Genomic DNA, 20,966 nt, shown 5'->3' with positions numbered 1-20,966 from the left:
AGCACCTACTTTTCTTGTAAGAATGTTAAAATTTCTCGATTGAATGTTTGGGGATCTTTTTTAGCAAAAGAATGTCCTTGTTTTGGAACTAAGACAAATGATGCATGTGGGATTTCTTTTGCTAGATAAATTGAATGTGATCGCTTGATGATATCGTATTTACCAACGATTACTAAAGTTTTAGCTGTGAACTGTTGTAAATCGACGTTGGAAACGCCAATATCATGTGTCATTAAACGAACAGTGAGAAGCTGTTTCTTCGCTTTTTTACTGAACTTAGCCAGAAATTGTAACAAAACATATTCTATAGCAGTAAAAATCCTTATAGGAAAACGGACTCCTTGAATCACCGTGTTTCCAGCGTTCAAAACGAGGCGGTGTACCATTTCAGGGTATTTTTTTGTGAAAACCATTGCAAGATTTGCCCCATCACTAAAACCTACGATATTAGCCTGAGTAACCTGTTCTTGCTTCATGATCTGGTATAAATCTTCTGCCATTTCGTCAAACGTGAGCGAGTTACGCGTGTTCGTTGAACGAGCATGACCGCGGCTATCCACTGTAAAGACAGTAAAATAACGACTAAATTCAGGCACTTGTTTTTCAAAATACTTACCACTGCCACCGTTACCATGAAGGAGAAACAAAGGAAATCCTTGACCTGATACTTCATAATAAATCGAACTATTGTCTACCGTTAATAGTACTTTTTTTTGTTTATCCATATTGTTACCACCCATCTTTCTTAGTATATCGGTTTTTACGTAGATTTCAAACTGAAATGAGGCAAGAGCCTGTCAATTTTTTATTAAAGAATCATAAAGAATCAACCTTTTTTTAGATTTTTTTTGAATAATAAAGTATGATAAAAACTACTCACAAAAAGTTTGGATGATAAGATGGGCAAATTGATGAAAATCGTAAAAAAATTATTGCTTTTGTTTTTTCTAGTGTTGATTATTGGTGTAGGTTACTTAGGCTACCAAATTCGCCAAAATGTTCAGCACGTAATGAACTACGAAGCTGAGGTAGAACAAGCGGTCACAGAAAATAATATTCCTGAATACAAAAATTTGGTTTTAGCAATTATTTATACTGAATCCAAGGGGCGTACAGAAGATCTGATGCAAAGCAGTGAAAGTGCTTATGGCAAACGGCAGATGATTGGAACTACGAAAGAAAGTATCGATGCAGGTGTAGCGTTTTTAGCACAGGCCATCGAAAAGACTAATGATGCAGGCTGTGATATCTGGACTGCTGTTCAAGCGTATAATTTCGGATTGGATTATATTCAGTTTATAAAAGAGCGTGGCGGGAAAAATTCGATTCGACTAGCAGAAGAATATTCAAAAGAGGTGCTATCGCCGTTATTGGGAAATAATGATCAAAAAACATACCGTTATTATCGGCCGCAGGCGCTTATCTACAACGGCGGATTTTTGTACAGCAATGGTGGGAATATGTTTTATGCTGATTTAGTGAAGATGAATGAGCAGTTTATTAAGTGGTTAAAATAATCGAATGAGCAAAAATATCGATCCTTAAGAATATCGTCTGTTAAAAAGTACGAATTCTTAAGGATTTTCTTGAAGTTCTTTCTATTAACAAGTAAACTAAAGAGGATGCATTTTTAACAAGGAGAAAGTAGGGAACTAAATCCATGACTAATAAGTTTGACCTGAAACAAGGATTGACTCAATCAGAGGTTGAGGAACGAAAAAAACAAGGTTTACAAAATGACTACGAGGAAAACGTGGCTAAATCTACAAAAGATATTATTTATGATAACGTAATGACGCTGTTTAACTTTTTAAACTTTGGAATTGCGCTGTGTCTACTTTTTGTTGGGGCATATTCCAACCTAGCATTTTTAGCAATTATATTAGTAAATATGGGGATGGGCATCTACCAAGAGATTCATGCAAGAAACCTCGTGCAAAAATTATCGATTGTCGCTAAAGAAAGTGTTCATGTCATTCGAGATGGCAAAGAGATAGAAATCGATACAAAAGAATTAGTGATGGATGATATCGTGCTAATTTCAGCTGGGGAACAGGTACCTTCTGATTTAGAAGTTTTAGACGGAAAAGCAGAAGCAAATGAAGCCTTATTAACTGGTGAATCAGATTTGATTGAGAAGACAGAAGGGGCGGTTTTGTTATCTGGTAGTTTTCTAGCGAGTGGTCAAGTATACGGAAAAGTGATCCACGTGGGGGCTGACAACTATGCCGTTAAGATCACTGCAGAAGCCAAGGTGCACAAACCGATCCAGTCTGAATTAGTGAATTCAATTCGTAAAGTATCAAAATTTACGAGTTTAGTGATCATTCCACTAGGGATCATTTTGTTTATAGAAGGTTTTATGATTCGTGATTCTGGGTTAGAAGCTTCTGTGGTTGCTTCAGCTGCGGCGTTACTGGGAATGTTACCAAAAGGGTTAGTTCTTTTGATTAGTATTACCTTAACAGCAGGTGTTGTAAAACTGGCTAAAAAGCGAATTCTTGTTCAAGATATGTATTCAATTGAAACACTAGCTCATGTTGATACACTTTGTTTAGATAAGACTGGAACAATTACTGAAGGAAAAATGAAAGTCCAAAAAGTGGACGTTTTACATGCTGATTTTCATGAGAATTTCCCGCAAATTATCGGTAGTTACTTGGCTGAAAGTACCGATAATAACATCACGATGCAAGCAATTAGAGAGTACTTTGAACTTTCTAATCGCTATGGAGCGGTAAAAAGCTTGCCATTTTCTTCTGAAAGAAAATGGGGGGCAATCGAATTTAACGAATTAGGGACCGTTTATCTTGGTGCACCAGAAAGATTATTTGTAGAGAGTCGTTTACCTAAAGAAGTGATCGAAGCACAAGAAAATGGTTATCGTGTATTAATGTTGGGTATTGCTGAAAATACGCCGTTAGATGAAGAAAAGATGCCTTATTTAGAACCTTTGGCTATTTTAGAAATTGATGATCCGATTCGTCAAAATGCAAAGAAAACGTTGGCTTATCTCCGTGAAGAAGGCATCGATCTTAAGGTGATCTCTGGCGACAATCCAATAACCGTGTCTAATATTGCTCGTCGCGCTGGCTTATTTGGGTATGAATCGTATGTTGACCTTTCGACCATGGAGACAGAAGCAGAAGTCCGCAAAGCAGTGCATGAATATACTGTTTTCGGTCGTGTCTCACCTCAACAAAAACGGACGATCGTCCGTGAATTAAAAGACAATGATCATGTTGTGGCCATGACTGGTGATGGCGTTAATGATGTTTTAGCCTTAAGAGAAGCAGACTGTAGTATTGCGATGGCAGAAGGCGACGGTGCAACAAGACAGATTTCTAATTTAGTGTTGTTGGATTCTGATTTCACAACATTACCAGATGTCTTATTTGAAGGTCGACGTGTCGTGAATAATGTAACGAAAGTTGCGAGTGTGTTTTTTATCAAAACGATTTATTCATTTATTCTATCAATGATTTGTGTATTTACGACCATTGCATTTCCTTTTATACCGATCCAAATCACGTTGATTGATTTGGCGATCGAAGGCTATCCTGCGTTTTTCTTGTCATTTGAAAGTGATAAACGAAAAGTACGAGGGAAATTCCTACCAACAGCTTTACGAAATGCTTCAGTGAATGCGGTGTTGGTCGTGTTAAATATCGTTACAATCTATTTGTTGGGACAAAATCAAGGATTTACGCAAATCGATACGACAACCTTGATGTATTATTTATTGATTGGTATTAGTTGCATGGCAGTTGTTCGTGCTTGTTTACCATTTAATCCATTACGAATTTTCTTAGCCGTTACAACAGTAGGCGGAATTTATGTTGCTGCTATGTTATTCCATAGTATTTTAGAAGTAGGCTTTTTAACTCAGCAAACGTTACCGATTTTTGTGGTAATGATGCTAATCAATATTATTGTTCGAATCATGATCGGCCTTGTCCAATTGAAACGAGCGGGTAAAACAATCAAAGATCTTTAAAATGGAGTAACAAAGTGTGAAAAACAGGGAGAGATATTTATGAGCGGAGAGTATCAAATGCGCAAAACTATCGGGAAGTGTTTTCGGTCTGCAACAGATAATTTTAATGGAGTGGTTCGGATTTACGGTAGTCCGTACATGTATCGTGTAATAAATGGTATCCCTGAGAAAGGGGCGATGCTGGAAGTCGTAGATTTTTCCAGTACCGAATTATTTGTATCTGTAAATAACTATTTATTCGAAAGTGATGTGAATTATCTTGATAATCCTTAATATTCTAATTTTTATCATTGTTCTTGTGTTAATTTTGGTGCTAATCTCGAAAATGGTGATCATTGTTCAACAGGGAGAGGTAAAAATCGTTGAAAGTTTTGGGAAATATGTGAAAACGATCGACCCAGGTCTTCATTTCTTGATTCCAGTGTTGTACAAAGTAAGAGGTCGTGTTTCTTTAAAACAAACCCCTTTAGAGATTGAATCTCAAAGCGTGATTACTCGCGATAACGTAATCGTAGAAGTCGATGAAGCCATTAAATATCATGTGACAGATGTTCGGGCATTTGTGTATGATAATGAAGACTCTGTAACATCGATGATACAAGATTGTCAGTCAAATTTACGTGGAATCATTGGCAAAATGGATCTGAATGAAGTTCTTAATGGTACCGAAGAGATCAACGTGAGCTTATTTGAAAGTGTCAAAGACATTACAGCTGGGTATGGTTTGTCGATTGATCGAATCAATATTGGAGAAATCTCTGTTTCAGATGAAATCGTTAATTCAATGAATAAGCTAATCACTGCAAGCCGAGATAAAGAATCAACGATCACGATTTCAGAAGGTAGAAAACAATCGATTATTTTAGATTCAGAGGCCAATGCCTCACAAATGCAAATTGACGCTGAAGCGAGAGCCAAACAAACGAAAATCGATGCTGAGGCTCGTGCAGAGCGTACAAAAATCGACGCAGATGCTGAAGCAGAAAGAATCCGTATTACGACAGAAGCAGAAAGACAACGGATTTTATCTTTGAATCAAGCAATCAAAGATAGCGACCTAAATGAACAAGCTTTAGCCTATTTAGGGATAGAAGCATTTAAACAAGTTGTTAGAAGTAAAACAAATACTGTTATCTTGCCAAGCAACATGACAGAGCTTGGAAACATTCCTGTAGTCAAAGAGTTGTGGACAGCCCAAGATACTAAAAATCAAACCAATCATTCCCATAAGGGAGAATAACGATTAAATAAACGAAGAAAACAGTTAGTTGTTTTCTTCGTTTATTTATTTCAACATAGGTTACCGTAATAATGTTATGTAAATTAAAAATGATGAAATCCATCATTCATGAAAATTAAGGTGCAATTTACTTGAAAATTATGTTTAGTGTGATACAATGAAGCATGTGTAATTGTGTCTTTTGAAAATCGCGCTGAAGATTTCAGTGCTTTTTTACTGACTGATCACGTGAATTAGCGTTTCGCTATTTTTAGGAGGTGAGAACAGTGGCACAAAGAATTCCTCAAGAAGTGATAGAGGAAGTAAGGCAACGTACGAACATCGTTGATGTTGTTGGACAATATGTTCAATTGAAAAAATCCGGTAAGAATTATATGGGTTTATGTCCGTTTCATGAAGAACGTTCCCCTTCATTTTCAGTAGCAGAAGACAAACAAATTTTTCATTGTTTTGGCTGCGGAAAAGGCGGAACTGTTTTTAATTTTCTGCAAGAAATAGAAGGAATTAATTTTCCTGAATCCGTAAGAAGAGTGGCTGAATTAGAACAGATCCCAGTAAATATCGACTGGGTCAATACAACGGAGTCTGACTCAACGGAAAACTTGCAAAATCGTAAATTGATCGAACTGCATAAAAAGGCAGCAGATTTATATCATCATGTGTTGATGAATACTCAAATCGGTGAACCAGCGTTGAACTATTTGCTGGAGCGCGGCTTAACAAAAGAGCTTATTGAGACATTTAAAATCGGATTCGCTCCGCAAAAACGCGACTTTTTGAGTCAAGTGTTCCAAAATGAAGAAATCGCTGAAGAGTTATTTAAAGAGTCTGGTCTCTTTATTCAAAGAGACAACGGTGAATTTTTAGATCGGTTTTACCAGCGTGTGATGTTTCCAATCAATGATGATCGTGGAAATGTGATTGCTTTTTCAGGAAGATTACTCAAAACGGCAGATTTTCCGGGTGATGATATGCCGAAATATTTGAATAGCCCGGAAACAGTCTTGTTTAATAAAAGAGACACATTATTTAACTTCGATAAAGCTCGTAAAGAAATCCGAAAAGAAAATACCGTGTTTTTATTTGAAGGTTTTATGGATGTAATCGCTGCTTGGCAGGCAGGTATTACCAGTGGTGTTGCCTCTATGGGTACTAGTTTGACAAATGAACAGATTCGTAAGCTTGAACGAGTAGCAAAAGAGCTTGTGGTTTGTTATGACGGTGATAATGCTGGTGTTGAAGCCACAAATCGAGCGATTTCATTACTAGGTGAACATAGTCGTTTTCAGTTAAGTATTGTTAGCATTCCAGAAAAATTGGATCCAGACGAATATTTAAGAAAATATGGGAATGAATCATTTCGTGAATTAGCGTTGCATGGTCGAGAAACGGTTTTTAGTTTTAAAATGCAGTATCATCGCTTAACCCGAAATATGAACAATGAAAAAGAACAGCTTGACTACGTGAATGAGCTGCTTCAAGAATTAAGTTTGGTACAATCGCCATTAGAACGTGACCGTTACCTCAATCAGTTGGCTAAAGAATTTCAGTTATCTTTTCAATCTTTAGAAGAGCAGTTAAAACAGCTTGAAACACAGCAACGCTCTGCTAAACGACGAGAAAGGCAGCCAGCATCACCTCCGCCTCAAGCCTATGAAATCGATCATATGCAAGAACCACCGGAGCTGCAAGAACCACCTGCTGTGCCATCTATTCAAAACAAATTGCCATTGACTCAAGTAGAAAAAGCAGAACGGACATTATTGTATCGTTTGATGAATGAACAAAGCGTTCGTAATCAAGTGATTCAGTTACCTGAATTCAGTTTTGCTCATGACCAATATCAAGAACTCTATTTGTTGTTGGATAGTTACATGAGTATCCATTCTGATTTTCTGCTTGCCGATTTTATCGATTATCTAAAAGATGATGTCATCAAAAAATTATCAATCGATATTTCTTTACAGACAATATCAGAGGAAAGTTCTGAACGGGAAATTGCAGATGTGATAAGGGTGATCCAAAATTCCAGTTTGGAAGATCAGCTCAAGGAAAAACAATTGCAAAAAAAAGAAGCAGAACGTCTTGGCAATAAACAGTTGGTTGATGAATTAGCTATTGAAGTTGTTAATTTAGTAAAACAATTGCAAAAAAGTCGGACAGCGTCCTAAAAGAAATCTTTAGACACTGTACTAGACTATTATTTATATATTTAATTGAATGGAAAAATGAAGGGGGCCTTCTTTCATGGAAAAAGAAACAGAAAAAAAATATGCAGCTGCATTGGCAGCCTTTATCAAAGAGAGCAAACCGAAAGGCAATGTTCTTTATGATGATCTAACAAACAAATTAGCAACGCCATTTACATTGAATGCTGATGAAATGGAAAAATTGATCCAAAAAGTCGAAGATGCTGGTATCAGCGTTGTTGATGAAAATGGTGATCCAAGTGAACATAGCCTTAAAAAAGATGTAAAAGTTGCTGAAAAAGCCCAAATGGAAGATTTATCAGCCCCGACTGGTGTTAAAATCAATGATCCTGTTCGTATGTACTTAAAAGAAATCGGACGCGTTCAATTATTAACTGCAGCAGAAGAAGTCGAATTAGCCCTAAAAATTGAAGAAGGCGACCAAGAAGCAAAACAACGGTTAGCAGAAGCTAACTTACGTTTGGTTGTTTCCATTGCGAAACGCTACGTAGGACGTGGTATGCAATTCCTTGATTTGATTCAAGAAGGAAATATGGGTCTAATGAAAGCTGTTGAGAAATTTGATTATCGTAAAGGATTTAAATTTTCAACGTACGCAACATGGTGGATTCGCCAAGCAATTACACGTGCAATCGCTGACCAAGCTCGAACAATTCGAATTCCAGTGCATATGGTTGAAACAATCAACAAGTTGATTCGGATACAACGTCAATTATTGCAAGATTTAGGGCGGGAACCAACGCCAGAAGAAATCGGTGCAGAAATGGACTTGCCAACTGAAAAAGTACGTGAAATCTTAAAAATTGCGCAAGAGCCTGTGTCTTTAGAAACACCAATTGGTGAAGAAGATGATTCTCATCTTGGTGACTTTATTGAAGATCAAGATGCAACAAGCCCTGCTGAACATGCTGCTTATGAGTTGTTGAAAGAACAATTGGAAGATGTGCTTGATACATTAACTGACCGTGAAGAAAATGTTTTACGTTTACGCTTTGGTCTAGATGATGGACGTACCCGTACATTGGAAGAAGTTGGGAAAGTATTTGGTGTAACCCGCGAACGTATTCGTCAAATCGAAGCTAAAGCATTACGCAAATTACGCCATCCTTCTCGTTCTAAACAATTAAAAGATTTTCTAGAATAAGAAGTTTTTCTTAACATTTTGAACAGCTCTTTTCGATTTCTTTCGGAAAGAGCTGTTTTTAACAATCGTAACAAAAAAGTCACAGACTACATATTGGAAGAAACACGATTTTATGGTAGATTAGATTTATGAATGAGTAGATTGTGAGGCGGAATGAATGACGAAACAATGTCCGAATTGCGGAACTGAAATAGAGAATGAAAAAGAAAAATGTCCAAAATGTGGCTACACTTTAAAAAAAGAGCTTAACGAAGAGGAAACAACTCACAAAGAAGCTAGTAAAAAGAATGAGAGTAGTGAAAAAGCAGAGACGACTTCCAACTTCTTAAATAAGGATCAAAACGAAAATATTGAATGGTCTGAACTAAAAGATATGAGTATTGGCCATGTCATGACGATGTTTAATGAGCAACAACCCGAAGAAAAAATAACTGAAGAACCAAAGCAAAATGAAAAAAAACAAACAGATCCCAAAGTAGCGTCAGAATCTAAAAAAAATGAACAGCTTAAAGCAGACCCAGCTTCATCAACTGAAAAGGCCGATGAGTTAGCGAATACTGCTGCGTTAGATCAATATATCAATGAACATAAAAACGATAAACTAAGCTCAGATGAACCAACTCAAGCTGAAAAAGAAACAATAGACTCGGCTCAAGCAACTGATGGAAAATCAAAAAATACTGAGCAACCTTCAAGTACTGATAATCATTCAGAATCGACAGATAAAGGACACGATGAAGTGAAATCCGATGAATCAGAGGATCATTCAATAGAACCGACGAAGAATGATCTAAATCAAGAGGAAAAAAGGCAACAAACAGAAGAGATTACAAGATTTACGAAGCCTGAAGAGCCAGATGAAGAAGTCAAAACGATAGGACCTAAGGCACTGCCAATAAATACAACATCAGAAATCCCATCTAAAAGTAAAAAACCTAATGAAATCGAAATGGATGCTGCACCTATTTTCTTTAAAGAAGGTGAAGAAGAGAAGGCATCGACAGATCCATTTGAAAAAACAAGTACAAAACAGGCGGCTCAAAAAGGCTCAAACGACGAAACTCCCGTTAAGCAACCTGCAGGTAAAAATTATAAAAAAATGTCACTCATATTAGCCGCGGTCGTCGTGCTTGCCGGCGGTTCTTGGTATGCTTACAGTCAGACGCAAAGTAAAACTGCAACTGGTGGACAAGTAACGCAAAAACAGGAAGAATTAGCTGAACAAACAGAAAAAGAGCTGAACAGTTACTTTACAGATGATAAACAATTATTTCTTAAACCGGAAATGGTGAGTGTTAGTCCCAAAAAAATCAAAGAAAATCTAGATACACTTGAAGATGATTCAAATTACAAAAAGTTAGAGTCTGTTTATAAAAAAGTGGTAGATAAGCAAACTTCAATCTCAAAAGTAAACGAATTATTCGTTCAACCGATTGTTGATGGGAATAAATTGAAAGATGTTGCGATCAAGGCAGATAAAAAAATTGATCTTGTAAAACGTGAAGAAAAAGATGATTTTGATAAATTATTGAATCAGGCAACTGATCAAGCAATTAGTCAATATGATCAATTGCAAAAAGCAAAAGCTGCAGTCGATGTTTTTTATAAGGATAATGAATTGACTGAAGCCCTAACGAGAGAAAGTTATACAGCAGCAAAAACAGAAGTTGACCCAGTCAAAAATGACTCTTTACGTAAACCGTTAAATGACGTCTTAGTCAAAGCTGATAAATCGTTAACTGAAGCTGAAGCAGTTGCAGCGTCGCAACAAGCTGATATAGTTCAAATACCAGTCCAACCAAATGAAAACCAGGCAACTGCTGATCAAGGGAGCAATACTCAAGGAACTAATGGCGTACAACCAGATTCCAATACGTTTTCTGCACCAAACGCACAAGGGGTTTATACAGCGCCAGTCTATTCCGTTGATGAAAATGATGTTACCGATATGAGCAATCCTGCGTGGAGCTGGGTGCCAGGTATTCAAGAGAAAGTCATCGCAACCTGTATTGAACGTGGATACATTAAAGATGGCGGGTATTCATTGCAACCAGCGAGAATTATAAATGGTGAAGGGTATTACAATCTATACGGAGCAGACAATCAGTATCTTGTGACGATCAACGCCAAAACCGGTTGGTTTAAAGGAAATGCATCAAGAAACGCCGGAAGATGAGTTCATTTAGTTGAAAATAAAAAAATGAAGGTATCGATTCGCTTGAGTAAGAATGTTTTAATCTCAAGAAATGAGGTGGAGTAGCTTTTGCTCCAGCTGTTTATTCAAATTATAGGAGAGTGGGATATGACTTGTGCAAAGTTATGTTCCACTCTCAGTCACCTTAAATACAAGTAACATCAGAAGGAAGTGTCCAAGCAAAACGATCAATGACGATTGATTTGGCACAAGGAGAATAAAGTATGGAAAAAAGAGAATATTTAACCTTTAGAGAAGGTGTTAATGCATGTATTCCGACGATTTTAGGCTATTTGGGCATTGGGATCGCTGCCGGTGTCGTTGGTAAAAATGTTGGTTTATCGGTAGTAGAGATCGCTTTAATGTCGATATTGGTCTATGCTGGTGGAGCACAATTTATTATTTGCGGTATGTTGGCGATTCACTCGCCGATCTCGGCTATTATTTTTACGACATTTTTAGTTAATTTACGACACTTTTTAATGAGTATGTCGGTTGCTTCATATTTTAAAAAGGAACCATTGATTACGAGCATCGGCATAGGAACTCTTTTGACAGACGAATCCTATGGTGTGCTCATGACCGTTTTGAATAATGACAATCGAGTTAGTTCAGCGTGGACTCACGGATTGAATATCACGGCCTACTTAACTTGGATCCTATCGACGATTGTCGGTGGGGTACTAGGTGCGTGGATTCCGGACCCGTATGTACTAGGCTTAGATTTTGCTTTAGTTGCAATGTTTGCAGGATTATTTATTTTACAGGTAGATATACCAATTAAAAAACGAACCAAAGAAACATTGATCGTTTTAGGTGTTGTCTGTTTGTCACTTTATTGTTTTATGGGCTTTTTTTCACCAGAACTTTCGGTTTTATTTGCAACTCTTTTAGGCTGTGCAGTTGGGATGGTGAATCATCATGAGTAACAATTACGTATTATTGACAATTTTAGGCTGTTCATTAGTCACGTGGATTCCTAGGATAATTCCATTTGTAATTTCAAAACGAGTTGATTTTCCAGACTGGTTTCTCCGTTTTTTATCTTATATTCCAATTTGTATCTTGACGGCACTCTTATTTCAGAGTATTTTAGAAGTTCAGGCGACAGGCTTTCCTAAAGTGAAAACGTTAGAAGCGTTAAGTTGTATACCTACTTTACTTGTTGCTATTCGTACAAAGGATTTAATGAAAACAGTTTTAGTAGGAATTGTTACGATTGCATTATTACGTATTTTTTTAGGCTAAGTGCCAGAAGGAGAAAATTATGAACGAACTATTAGCAAAAATATTTACAGCACTAGTGATCGATGAAAATGAAAATTATTACTTTTTACAAAAAAATGGGATTACTTTGCGTTTATCCAAAGAAGAAGGTAGTCATGAAATCGGGGAAGCCGTAGAGGGCTTTGGTTATATGAACCAAAAACAAGAACCAGAGATGACTACAATTATTCCAACGGCTCGCATGGGTCAGTTTGCTTTTGGAACTGTGACGGGTACTAGACGCGATTTAGGCGCTTTTGTAGACATTGGTCTAAAGGATAAGGATGTTGTCGTTTCTTTAGACGAACTACCTGTAATGCGTGAATTATGGCCGAAAAAAAGTGATCAACTAATGGTCTCATTAAAGGTTGATAACAAAGAACGAATCTGGGGCGAACTAGCAGATGAGAAAATATTTAAAGCGATGGCTAAACCAGGAACAGAAGAATTAAAAAATGAAAATATCAGCGGAATCGTCTATCGTTTGAAGATGATTGGCTCATTCGTTTTGACTGATGACTTTTATATTGCATTTATTCATCCTTCAGAGCGTTACCAAGAGCCTCGTTTAGGCGAAAGAGTCAACGGACGGGTGATTGGTGTACGTCCAGACGGCATACTTAATATTTCATTAAAACCACGTGCTCACGAAGCGATCGGAGATGACGCATCTATGCTACTGACCTTTTTAGAGCGAGCTGCGGATCATCAAATTCCATTTACTGATAAATCAAATCCTGAAGAAATCAAACAGACATTTGGTATTAGTAAAGCTCAATTTAAGCGTGCGATAGGCAATTTATTGAAGCAAGGAAAGATCATTCAAAAAGATGGCTTTACGTTGTTAAAAGAGGAAGATCAGGAAAAATAATTGTTTTCTGATTTCTAATTGAGAATCACTTGCAAATATTTCTGAGTTAATTTATACTTATTATAATTTGTTACTGCAAACTATAGTTCTAGATTAAAATAATTATAAATAAGGGGCTGCTTTTATGGATTCTACTGCTGCTTTAAAAAAAACCAAACAACAATTGCATGAATCTGGTTTCAAACTGACGCCTCAACGAGAAGCAACAGTCTTGGTATTACTGGAAAACGAGAAGGACCATTTATCGGCAGAAGAAATTTATTTTTTAGTTAAACAAAAAAGTCCGGAGATTGGTCTTGCAACAGTTTATCGTACATTAGAAATTTTAACTGACTTAAAAGTCGTAGACAAGGTAAGCTTCAATGACGGATTAGCCCGTTATGACTTACGAAAAGAAGGCGCAAAGCACTTTCATCATCACCTTCTATGCTTAGAATGCGGTAATATTGAAGAAGTAGAAGAGGATTTATTAGGTGAAGTAGAGCAAGTAATTGAACAGCGCTATCAATTTGTGGTAAAAGATCATCGCTTGACATTCCACGGTATTTGCCAAGAATGTCAACAAAAAAAGAAAAATCACTCAAGCCAAGAGATTAAAACAGAGCTTTCGCATTCTGAGTAAAATAATCCGAAGCTAAATGCTTCTATTTTAGCCTTTAATCAATTCTTAGAGTGAGTTCTATTTTTGATTTCTCTCTGAAAAAGATTGACAATTCTGAAAGAATCTCTTACAATGACTTCAATAAACAATAAAAGTTTTGATAAGAACCAGTAAGATAATAAGGGTGGACAGAAAGTAGCCGGTTGTTGAGAGGCGCACGAACCTAATGTATCCGAATTCCTCTTTGAACTTCACACCGAATGAAGTAGGCTGTGACGGTTAAGCGCACCCGTTATTGTGCCAGGGTATAAATTTGTACCTGTCAAGGCAATGAGTGTGAACTAATTGTAAACAAAGGTGGTAACACGAGTCTTTCGGTCTCGTCCTTTTCAGTAATGAAAAGGACGGGGCTTTTTTATTGTTTGAATATAAGAAAAAAGAAGGGGAGTCATCATATGAGTTTCAAAGCATTAAGCGATCCAATCGATTTTGAGCAAGTCAAATCATTATCCAAGTTAACGCCAGAACAAAAGCAACTAAAAGCCATTCGGGATCAGGAACTAAAAGAGATTATTGAAGGAAAAAGCGAAAAAATCTTATTATTGATCGGACCTTGTTCCGCCCATAATGAAGAAGCTGTGATGGAATATGTGACTCGTTTGGCGAAGTTGCAAGAGAAAGTTCAAGATAAAATTTTTATGGTACCGCGCGTCTATACAAATAAACCCAGAACGAATGGTGACGGTTATAAAGGCTTGCTTCATCAGCAAAATCCAGAAGGTAAAAGTAATTTAATTAAAGGAATTGCTGCTGTTCGTAGCCTGCATAATCGTGTTATTAGCGAGACTGGCTTAACAACAGCAGACGAAATGCTCTATCCTGAAAATCTAGAATTTGTTCAAGATTTAGTCAGCTATATTGCAGTTGGCGCTCGTTCTGTTGAAGATCAACAGCATCGTTTTGTTGCTAGTGGAATCGATCAGCCGACAGGAATGAAAAACCCAACTAGTGGTAATTTGAATGTCTTATTTAATTCATTATACGCCGCTCAACAAAAGCAAGAATTTATTTTTAATGGACTTGAGGTAGAATCTAGTTCAAATCCTCTCGCTCATGTTGTCTTAAGAGGCGGCTTGAATGAATATGGTGAGAATAATCCCAATTATCACTATGAAGATTTACTGAAAGTTGTCAATCTTTATAAAGCAGGCAATTATAATAATCCGTTTATTGTCATTGATACGAACCATGATAATTCTGGTAAGCAATACAAAGAACAAATCAGGATTGTCAAAGAAACCCTGATTAATCGCTCATGGAATACTGATATGAAAAAATGGGTTCGTGGCTTTATGATTGAGAGCTTTCTTGAAAGCGGTCGCCAAGAAGCAGATGGCAAAGTCTTTGGTCAGTCAATTACAGATCCTTGTTTAGGGTGGGATGAGACAGAAGAATTAGTCAACTATATCGCTGAACATGTTTGATTTTTGAGTAACTAAAAAAAACAAGTTTCTCATGAATGTTCATGAAAAACTTGTTTTTTTCGGATTGTAAATGTCTAAAGTATACTGTTTTTTATACGTTTGCAAATTTTTCCAATAAACGAATCATTTGGCAAGTAAAACCATATTCGTTGTCATACCATGCAACAGTTTTCACTAGTTGGAAATCACCGGATGTTGTCACTTCTGTTTGAGTTGGATCAAAAATGGAACCCTCAGTTGTACCAATCACATCACCAGATACGATTTCACGATCGTCATAACCGAAAGAAGGATTATCGATGGTCTGTTTTTTGATGGCTTCATTTACTTGATCAGCCGTCACTTTTGTTTTTAAAATAGACACTAATTCAGTTAAAGAACCATCGACGACTGGGACACGCTGTGCATGACCTTGGAGTTTTCCATTTAGTTCTGGAATCACTAAACCAATGGCTTTAGCCGCTCCTGTTGAATGAGGAATGGTGTTATCTGCAGCTGAACGAGCAGCACGCAAATTGCCGCCTTTCACAGGACCGTCTAGGAGCATTTGGGTGGAGGTATAAGCATGAACTGTAGTCATTGTGCCAACTTCAATCCCAAATTCATTATTTAAGAAATAGGCCATGGGTGCTAAACAGTTGGTTGTACAAGAACCAGCTGAAATGATCTTGTCTTCTGGTGTTAAAGTATCATCATTAACATTATAAACAATCGTTTTCATATCACCAGCTGGAGCTGAAATCACAACTCGTTTTGCCCCTGCATCTAAGTGAGCCTTGGCTTTAGCTTCTGAAGTGTAAAAACCAGTACATTCTAAAACGATATCAACGCCATTTTCTTCTACCCATTTTAATTTGCTGGCATCCGCTTCCGCATATACTTTTGTTTTTTCGCCATCAACTTCGATTGAATCCTCTGTGGCTGTGACTTTCCCTGGATATGTTCCATGAGTTGAGTCAAATTGGAGTAATTGCGCTAACATAGTCGGACTTGTCAAATCATTGATTGCTACAACTTCAATATCATCAGAAACTTCTTTGATGCGACGAAATGCAAGACGGCCAATACGCCCAAAACCATTGATTCCTACTTTTACTGTCATACTAAATTTCCTCCTTAAAATTAAATGCGTAACGAGCTCATCTACCTTTGACAACGTATCATGCTAGACAACATTCAAATAAGTAGCATCATACAATCACTTATTTAAAAAGACGATAATGTACGCTATACTTGTAGCATGGACGCTTTTCAGTTTTTTGTCAAAAATCTTGTCTTTTAAACGCTAAAGGGAGTGAAATAAAATGAATAGAAAGCAAGTTGTTGCGTTACTTCAAAAAAACTATCAAGAAATCAAAGTAGGTAAAGGAAAATGGTTTGACAAACAGTCAGCCTATACGATCGCCAGAGCATTTACGACCAACTCACGCCATTTCTCAGATGACGAATATCGTCATCTTGAACAAATTCTTCAAGATGAGTTGGGGGTCTTTAACGTGTTAGGTCAGCCGCTTAGAGGTATTTTACTAGGCCTGTTATCTGCAAATGGAAAAAATAGAGAGTTAGACATTCATATCTTGATCACAGACTATCAACGATTACGTGATATTGGTTTTCAGACATCATCATATTCTTATTTTTCAGCCTATTTGCTTCAGTTTACTGAGAATGCTGAAAAAGAGTTTATTGCTCGTAGAGGAAAAAGTATCTATGATGAAATCAAAAGCCATCATTATTTTCTGACTGGTGCTGAAGACGGTATGATTGCGATCATGCTAGCCCAGCAAGAAACATTGGAAGCATTGACGACAAATCAAATCGGTATGCTGGTGGAAGAGTATTATCAGGCATTAAATGATCATGGTTTCTATAAATCAAACGAACTACAATTTGCTGCAGCAACAGCCGTAATGCTTACTGGTTCTTTTTCTCAGGAATTGGTTGAAGCGCTAGATCATACACTAGAAATGTTGAAATCATTTGGGCTTCGTTTGAAACCAGAATTTTATAATACTATTGTCACACTGACGTTTTTGACGACTTTAAAGAAATTTAATTTCCAAGCATTAGGGGAGTATCTAGAACTTCTTGAAGAAAAAACAAGTTTACGTTTTTATAAAAACTTTCGTCATTCTCTTGCATTAGGCTTACTGATCCATGAAGAGATGGCTCTATTATCTAACGATAACTTGAATATATCCGCTTTAACAATCACGATGATGTTAGTGCAAGAAGCAAGTGTAGCAGCTGCGGCTATTGCCATATCTGTGACAGCCTCTAATTCTAGTTCGTAAAAACGAGTTTGGCTAGACAAATTCTCGTTTAACCTTTACAATAAGAAAGGCTTTCAAACAGAATTTGTTATGGAAAAAGCGAAGTAAAAACGAATAACTAGATTTGTAAAAAAGCAAACCCAAAGGAATATCAGGGAAAGGTCGCCTCTTTTATTTAGAGTGATGAAGACCTTTAACCTAATTTCTTTAAGATAGGAGGACAAAAATATGTCCATGTTTTTAGATCAGGTAACAATTGATGTCAAGGCTGGTAAAGGCGGAGACGGAATGGTTGCCTTTCGTAGAGAGAAATACGTACCAGATGGCGGACCAGCCGGAGGTGATGGTGGTCAAGGAGGAGATGTGATTCTTGTTGTAGAAGAAGGACTCCGAACCTTGATGGATTTTCGTTTTAACCGTCATTTTAAAGCTCAACCTGGTGAAAATGGAATGAGCAAAGGGATGCATGGTCGTGGCTCAGAAAATACATTTGTTAAAGTTCCACCAGGTACCACAGTTCGTGATGCGGACACTGGTGTCTTGATCGGAGATTTAATTGAAAATGGTCAAACTTTGACTGTAGCCAAAGGCGGACGAGGTGGACGAGGTAATATCCGTTTCGCTTCTGCAAAAAATCCTGCACCAGAAATCGCTGAAAATGGTGAGCCAGGGCAAGAAAGAAAAATTGAGCTGGAATTGAAAGTTTTAGCAGATGTCGGTTTAGTTGGTTTCCCATCTGTGGGCAAATCTACATTACTGTCTGTCATTTCATCTGCACGACCTAAAATCGGTGCGTATCATTTTACTACCTTAGTTCCTAACCTTGGAATGGTGTCAACGAGTGATGGACGAAGCTTTGCAGCAGCTGACTTGCCTGGTCTGATAGAGGGTGCATCTCAAGGAGTTGGACTTGGTACTCAATTTTTACGTCATATCGAACGTACCAGAGTTATTTTGCACGTGATCGACATGAGTGGGATGGAAGGTCGCGATCCTTATGAGGATTATCTAGCGATCAATAAAGAATTAGCATCACATAATATGCGTTTAATGGAACGTCCGCAAATTATTGTAGCAAATAAAATGGATATGCCGGAAGCGGAAGAGAATCTGAAAAAATTCAAAAAACAGATTGAAAAAGAACGAACAGATGAATATGCTGATCATCTACCTATTTTTCCGATTTCAGGTGTTTCACGCAAAGGAATCGAGCCTTTGCTTAACGCAACAGCAGATTTAATCGATGTAACGCCTGAGTTCCCATTATATGAAGAAGAAATAGTAGAAGATACTGTTCACTATGGCTTCCAACCAGAAGGACCAGAATTTACGATCGACCGTGATTCAGATGCTACATGGATTTTATCAGGAGAATCATTGGAAAGATTATTTGAAATGACAAACTTTGAACATGATGAAAGTGTTATGCGCTTTGCACGTCAGTTACGTGGAATGGGTGTGGATGAAGCATTACGTGCTCGTGGAGCAAAAGATGGAGACATTGTCCGAATTGCTGAGTATGAATTTGAATTTGTCGATTAAAAGAAGAATGAATATAGAAGAGAGCTGATGATCTATCGGCTCTTTTTTTTGCCGAGAATAGTGATGATATTCACAAGTGTGAGGTGACAAATAACAAGAGTAGTAAATAGTATTTTTTTCATTTAGATTAATTTTCAGTGTTAAGGTAGAATTGATTCTCTACGGCCGTTTCTAGAACAATCGAACTTTTGACATGGGCAAACTGCATCCACTTTGCTAGCAAGTTTTTCATTTCAGTCGTAGTAGTTACTGTTGCCTTTACTAGATAGTTAACATCACCACTAACAATATGTACTTCATTTATGCAGGGCGTATTTTTTAATAAAGCCAACGTTTTCTCAACAGAAAGGGTTACTTGACTTAACTCAGTGAAGAAGGTGATGGTTTGTTCGATTTGCTCCATAGAAACTTGGATCGTAAAGTTTTTGATGATTCCTTGTTCAACTAGCTTATTGATTCTTTCTTTCACACTAGGTCGACTTAAATTGATTTTTTGAGACAATTCAACGATTGAGATACGTGAGTTTTCATGCAGAATTTTTAATAGTTTACGGTCCGTTTTATCCAATGGTCTACCTCCTTATTCATTGTTCCAACAGTAACATTTTGTCTATTAATTATAGAGGATAATCAGTTTCTTTACCAGATAAAATTAACTTTGTAAGGTTTTCTTTTATTTTATGTCTAAGTGTTATCAGTTATAAAAAGAATGATTTCAGATTGTAAAAATAATTGGCACACTTTTTTAAATTCGAAAAGAAAACGGTTACATATAGTTCATATATTTATATACAAGAAGCCTAAAAGTTCGATATGATTAATTTATCTTAAGATGATTCGTATTTTACTAGTAATTGTATTGTTTCTTCAATAAAAGACAAACCAAAAAGGAGTATTCTTTATGGTGAGAAACAGATGGTTAAAATTTTTGTTGTTGTATGCAGGTGGCGTGATCGTTTCGTTAAGTCAATTGAAGTTGGTGCCGATCCAAAATGAATTGGGTCAGGATTTAAGCGTAAGTCTTTCACTTGTATCTTGGTTAATGTCGATTTTCACTGTTTCTGGGATTTTTTTAGCAATTCCAGGAGGTGCATTAGTCACACGATTTGGTCCAAAAAAATTATTAGTTGGCTTGATGGGTTGTTTAGCAATCGGAAATATCTGGGGCGCTTTTTCTAGTAGTTTTTGGTCCTTGTTAATTTCAAGAGCGATTGAAGGAATTTCTTTTTCAATGATTATCATGGTGGGGATCGTTTTGATTAACTTTTGGTTTAAAGATAGCAGTAGTGGAATTGCGACGGGACTTTGGGGAACTTTTTCTGCTTTGGGTTCGATGTTGGCAATGAATTTGTTTAAACCTTTAGCCGCAGCTTATGGCTTACGTTCTCTTTGGCTGATCATCGCAGGTTTATCTATACTGTTGCTGTGTCTGTATCTTTTTTTGCTGGATGAACCAACTAGCCGTACGATTGCTGGGCAAAAAGAAAACAATGGATTGATCGCAAAAGCGATAAAAAATAAGTCGATTTGGCTGTTAGCCTTTGCTCAAGGGTGTATGGCATTTATACTCTTTGCTTTTATCAATCTATACCCGCAGATGTATACCCAGCAGTATGGCTTATCAGAGACATTGGCGAATAGTTATACAGGCTATTTTGGACTATTTGGAATCCCTTTTGGTGCTTTGGCAGGGTATTTGATCGACAAAACTAAAAAAGGGCAGATGATTATTTTCTGTTCATTTATACTGATGCTTGGAGCAACGTTTTGGATGGGCCACCTAGCAAGCAGTGGGACTTTTATTGCACAGCTTTTTGCACTCTCGGCAGGTGCTAGTTTGTCTTCTTCTTGCGTAATGATTTTAGCACCTAAAGTTGTGACACAAGAGCGCTTGATCGGTGCTAGTATTTCATTTATCAATTTGTTTTATTATATAGGCATCTTTATTGGAACACCGATTGTTACAAAAATTAGTGAGTCTAGCCAATCTTGGACAGCAGCTATATACGTCCTTAGTGGTGTAGGCGTTGCCGCACTGTTGGCAGTTTTGGGATTTGTTAAACTAAATAAAAAGAGTATGTTGTCATAATTTATCTTGTTCAAAAAAGTATTTTCATTTTATTAGAGATGCTTTTTAAATAAAA

The 20,966-nt window shown here is 37.0% G+C and carries 18 protein-coding genes and 1 other annotated feature; of the genes, 15 read left to right on the top strand and 3 right to left on the bottom strand.

All coding sequences use genetic code 11. The features are described 5' to 3' along the window. Window positions 1-5: 5 nt before the first annotated feature. Complete coding sequence (locus RV15_RS06430; protein WP_071877232.1) at window positions 6-725, bottom strand: alpha/beta fold hydrolase; 720 nt, start codon at window positions 723-725, stop codon at window positions 6-8. A gap of 174 nt (window positions 726-899) precedes the next feature. Between RV15_RS06430 and RV15_RS06425 the strand changes: the two genes are divergently transcribed. The 12 genes from RV15_RS06425 (at window position 900) to RV15_RS06370 (ending at window position 15,007) form a co-directional block, all read left to right on the top strand. Further along, window positions 900-1,517 carry a lysozyme family protein gene (locus RV15_RS06425; RefSeq protein WP_071877231.1) on the top strand — a complete coding sequence of 206 codons (618 nt, stop codon included), beginning with the start codon at window positions 900-902 and terminating at the stop codon, window positions 1,515-1,517. A 143-nt stretch (window positions 1,518-1,660) separates the two neighbouring features. Next, on the top strand, window positions 1,661-3,997 hold the full coding sequence (locus tag RV15_RS06420) for a cation-translocating P-type ATPase (protein ID WP_071877230.1): 2,337 nt from the start codon (window positions 1,661-1,663) through the stop codon (window positions 3,995-3,997). 39 nt (window positions 3,998-4,036) lie between these two features. Next, entirely contained in the window at window positions 4,037-4,270 is a 234-nt protein-coding gene (locus RV15_RS06415; protein ID WP_083429121.1) for a hypothetical protein, read from the top strand. Window positions 4,271-4,322: 52 nt separating this feature from the next. Beyond that, the gene (locus RV15_RS06410; protein WP_425429265.1) at window positions 4,323-5,237 is read left to right on the top strand and encodes an SPFH domain-containing protein; all 915 of its coding nucleotides are present in this window, start codon (window positions 4,323-4,325) and stop codon (window positions 5,235-5,237) included. 266 nt (window positions 5,238-5,503) lie between these two features. After that, complete coding sequence (gene dnaG / locus RV15_RS06405) at window positions 5,504-7,408, top strand: DNA primase (protein WP_071877228.1); 1,905 nt, start codon at window positions 5,504-5,506, stop codon at window positions 7,406-7,408. A 76-nt stretch (window positions 7,409-7,484) separates the two neighbouring features. Then, window positions 7,485-8,591 carry an RNA polymerase sigma factor RpoD gene (rpoD, locus tag RV15_RS06400; protein ID WP_071877227.1) on the top strand — a complete coding sequence of 369 codons (1,107 nt, stop codon included), beginning with the start codon at window positions 7,485-7,487 and terminating at the stop codon, window positions 8,589-8,591. A gap of 157 nt (window positions 8,592-8,748) precedes the next feature. Continuing rightward, on the top strand, window positions 8,749-10,767 hold the full coding sequence (locus RV15_RS06395; RefSeq protein WP_071877226.1) for a cell division site-positioning protein MapZ family protein: 2,019 nt from the start codon (window positions 8,749-8,751) through the stop codon (window positions 10,765-10,767). A gap of 242 nt (window positions 10,768-11,009) precedes the next feature. Beyond that, window positions 11,010-11,714, top strand: a complete 705-nt coding sequence (locus RV15_RS06390; protein WP_071877225.1) for an AzlC family ABC transporter permease — start codon at window positions 11,010-11,012, stop codon at window positions 11,712-11,714. Further along, entirely contained in the window at window positions 11,707-12,033 is a 327-nt protein-coding gene (locus RV15_RS06385) for an AzlD domain-containing protein (protein ID WP_071877224.1), read from the top strand. Before RV15_RS06390 ends, RV15_RS06385 begins: the two co-directional genes overlap by 8 nt. A 19-nt stretch (window positions 12,034-12,052) precedes the next feature. After that, window positions 12,053-12,922 carry a CvfB family protein gene (locus RV15_RS06380; protein WP_071877223.1) on the top strand — a complete coding sequence of 290 codons (870 nt, stop codon included), beginning with the start codon at window positions 12,053-12,055 and terminating at the stop codon, window positions 12,920-12,922. A 124-nt stretch (window positions 12,923-13,046) separates the two neighbouring features. Further along, window positions 13,047-13,544 (top strand): ferric iron uptake transcriptional regulator, encoded by a 498-nt coding sequence (fur, locus tag RV15_RS06375; protein WP_071877222.1) that lies wholly within the window; start codon window positions 13,047-13,049, stop codon window positions 13,542-13,544. A 127-nt stretch (window positions 13,545-13,671) separates the two neighbouring features. Further along, window positions 13,672-13,914: a binding site (T-box leader), on the top strand. Window positions 13,915-13,918: 4 nt separating this feature from the next. After that, window positions 13,919-15,007, top strand: coding sequence for a 3-deoxy-7-phosphoheptulonate synthase (locus tag RV15_RS06370; RefSeq protein WP_281246826.1), 1,089 nt, complete (start codon window positions 13,919-13,921; stop codon window positions 15,005-15,007). A 91-nt stretch (window positions 15,008-15,098) separates the two neighbouring features. Here RV15_RS06370 and gap read toward each other — a convergent pair whose 3' ends face one another. Next, window positions 15,099-16,109: a type I glyceraldehyde-3-phosphate dehydrogenase gene (gene gap, locus RV15_RS06365; RefSeq protein WP_071877220.1), complete on the bottom strand. Its 1,011-nt coding sequence runs from the start codon at window positions 16,107-16,109 to the stop codon at window positions 15,099-15,101. Window positions 16,110-16,311: 202 nt separating this feature from the next. Between gap and RV15_RS06360 the strand changes: the two genes are divergently transcribed. Next, window positions 16,312-17,301, top strand: a complete 990-nt coding sequence (locus tag RV15_RS06360; protein WP_071877219.1) for a DUF4003 family protein — start codon at window positions 16,312-16,314, stop codon at window positions 17,299-17,301. A gap of 207 nt (window positions 17,302-17,508) precedes the next feature. Next, window positions 17,509-18,822: a GTPase ObgE gene (gene obgE, locus RV15_RS06355; protein ID WP_071877218.1), complete on the top strand. Its 1,314-nt coding sequence runs from the start codon at window positions 17,509-17,511 to the stop codon at window positions 18,820-18,822. 127 nt (window positions 18,823-18,949) lie between these two features. Here the strand turns inward: obgE and RV15_RS06350 are convergent, their stop codons facing one another. Next, entirely contained in the window at window positions 18,950-19,390 is a 441-nt protein-coding gene (locus RV15_RS06350; protein ID WP_071877217.1) for an Lrp/AsnC family transcriptional regulator, read from the bottom strand. Window positions 19,391-19,723: 333 nt separating this feature from the next. Between RV15_RS06350 and RV15_RS06345 the strand changes: the two genes are divergently transcribed. Continuing rightward, window positions 19,724-20,911 carry an MFS transporter gene (locus tag RV15_RS06345; protein ID WP_071877216.1) on the top strand — a complete coding sequence of 396 codons (1,188 nt, stop codon included), beginning with the start codon at window positions 19,724-19,726 and terminating at the stop codon, window positions 20,909-20,911. The last annotated feature ends 55 nt before the right edge of the window (window positions 20,912-20,966 follow it).

Origin of the sequence: Enterococcus silesiacus (genome assembly GCF_001886225.1) — a bacterium.
GTDB lineage: Bacteria > Bacillota > Bacilli > Lactobacillales > Enterococcaceae > Enterococcus_L > Enterococcus_L silesiacus.
The sequence above is the reverse complement of the archived record's forward strand: the minus strand, read 5'-3'. Positions and strand labels throughout refer to the sequence as shown.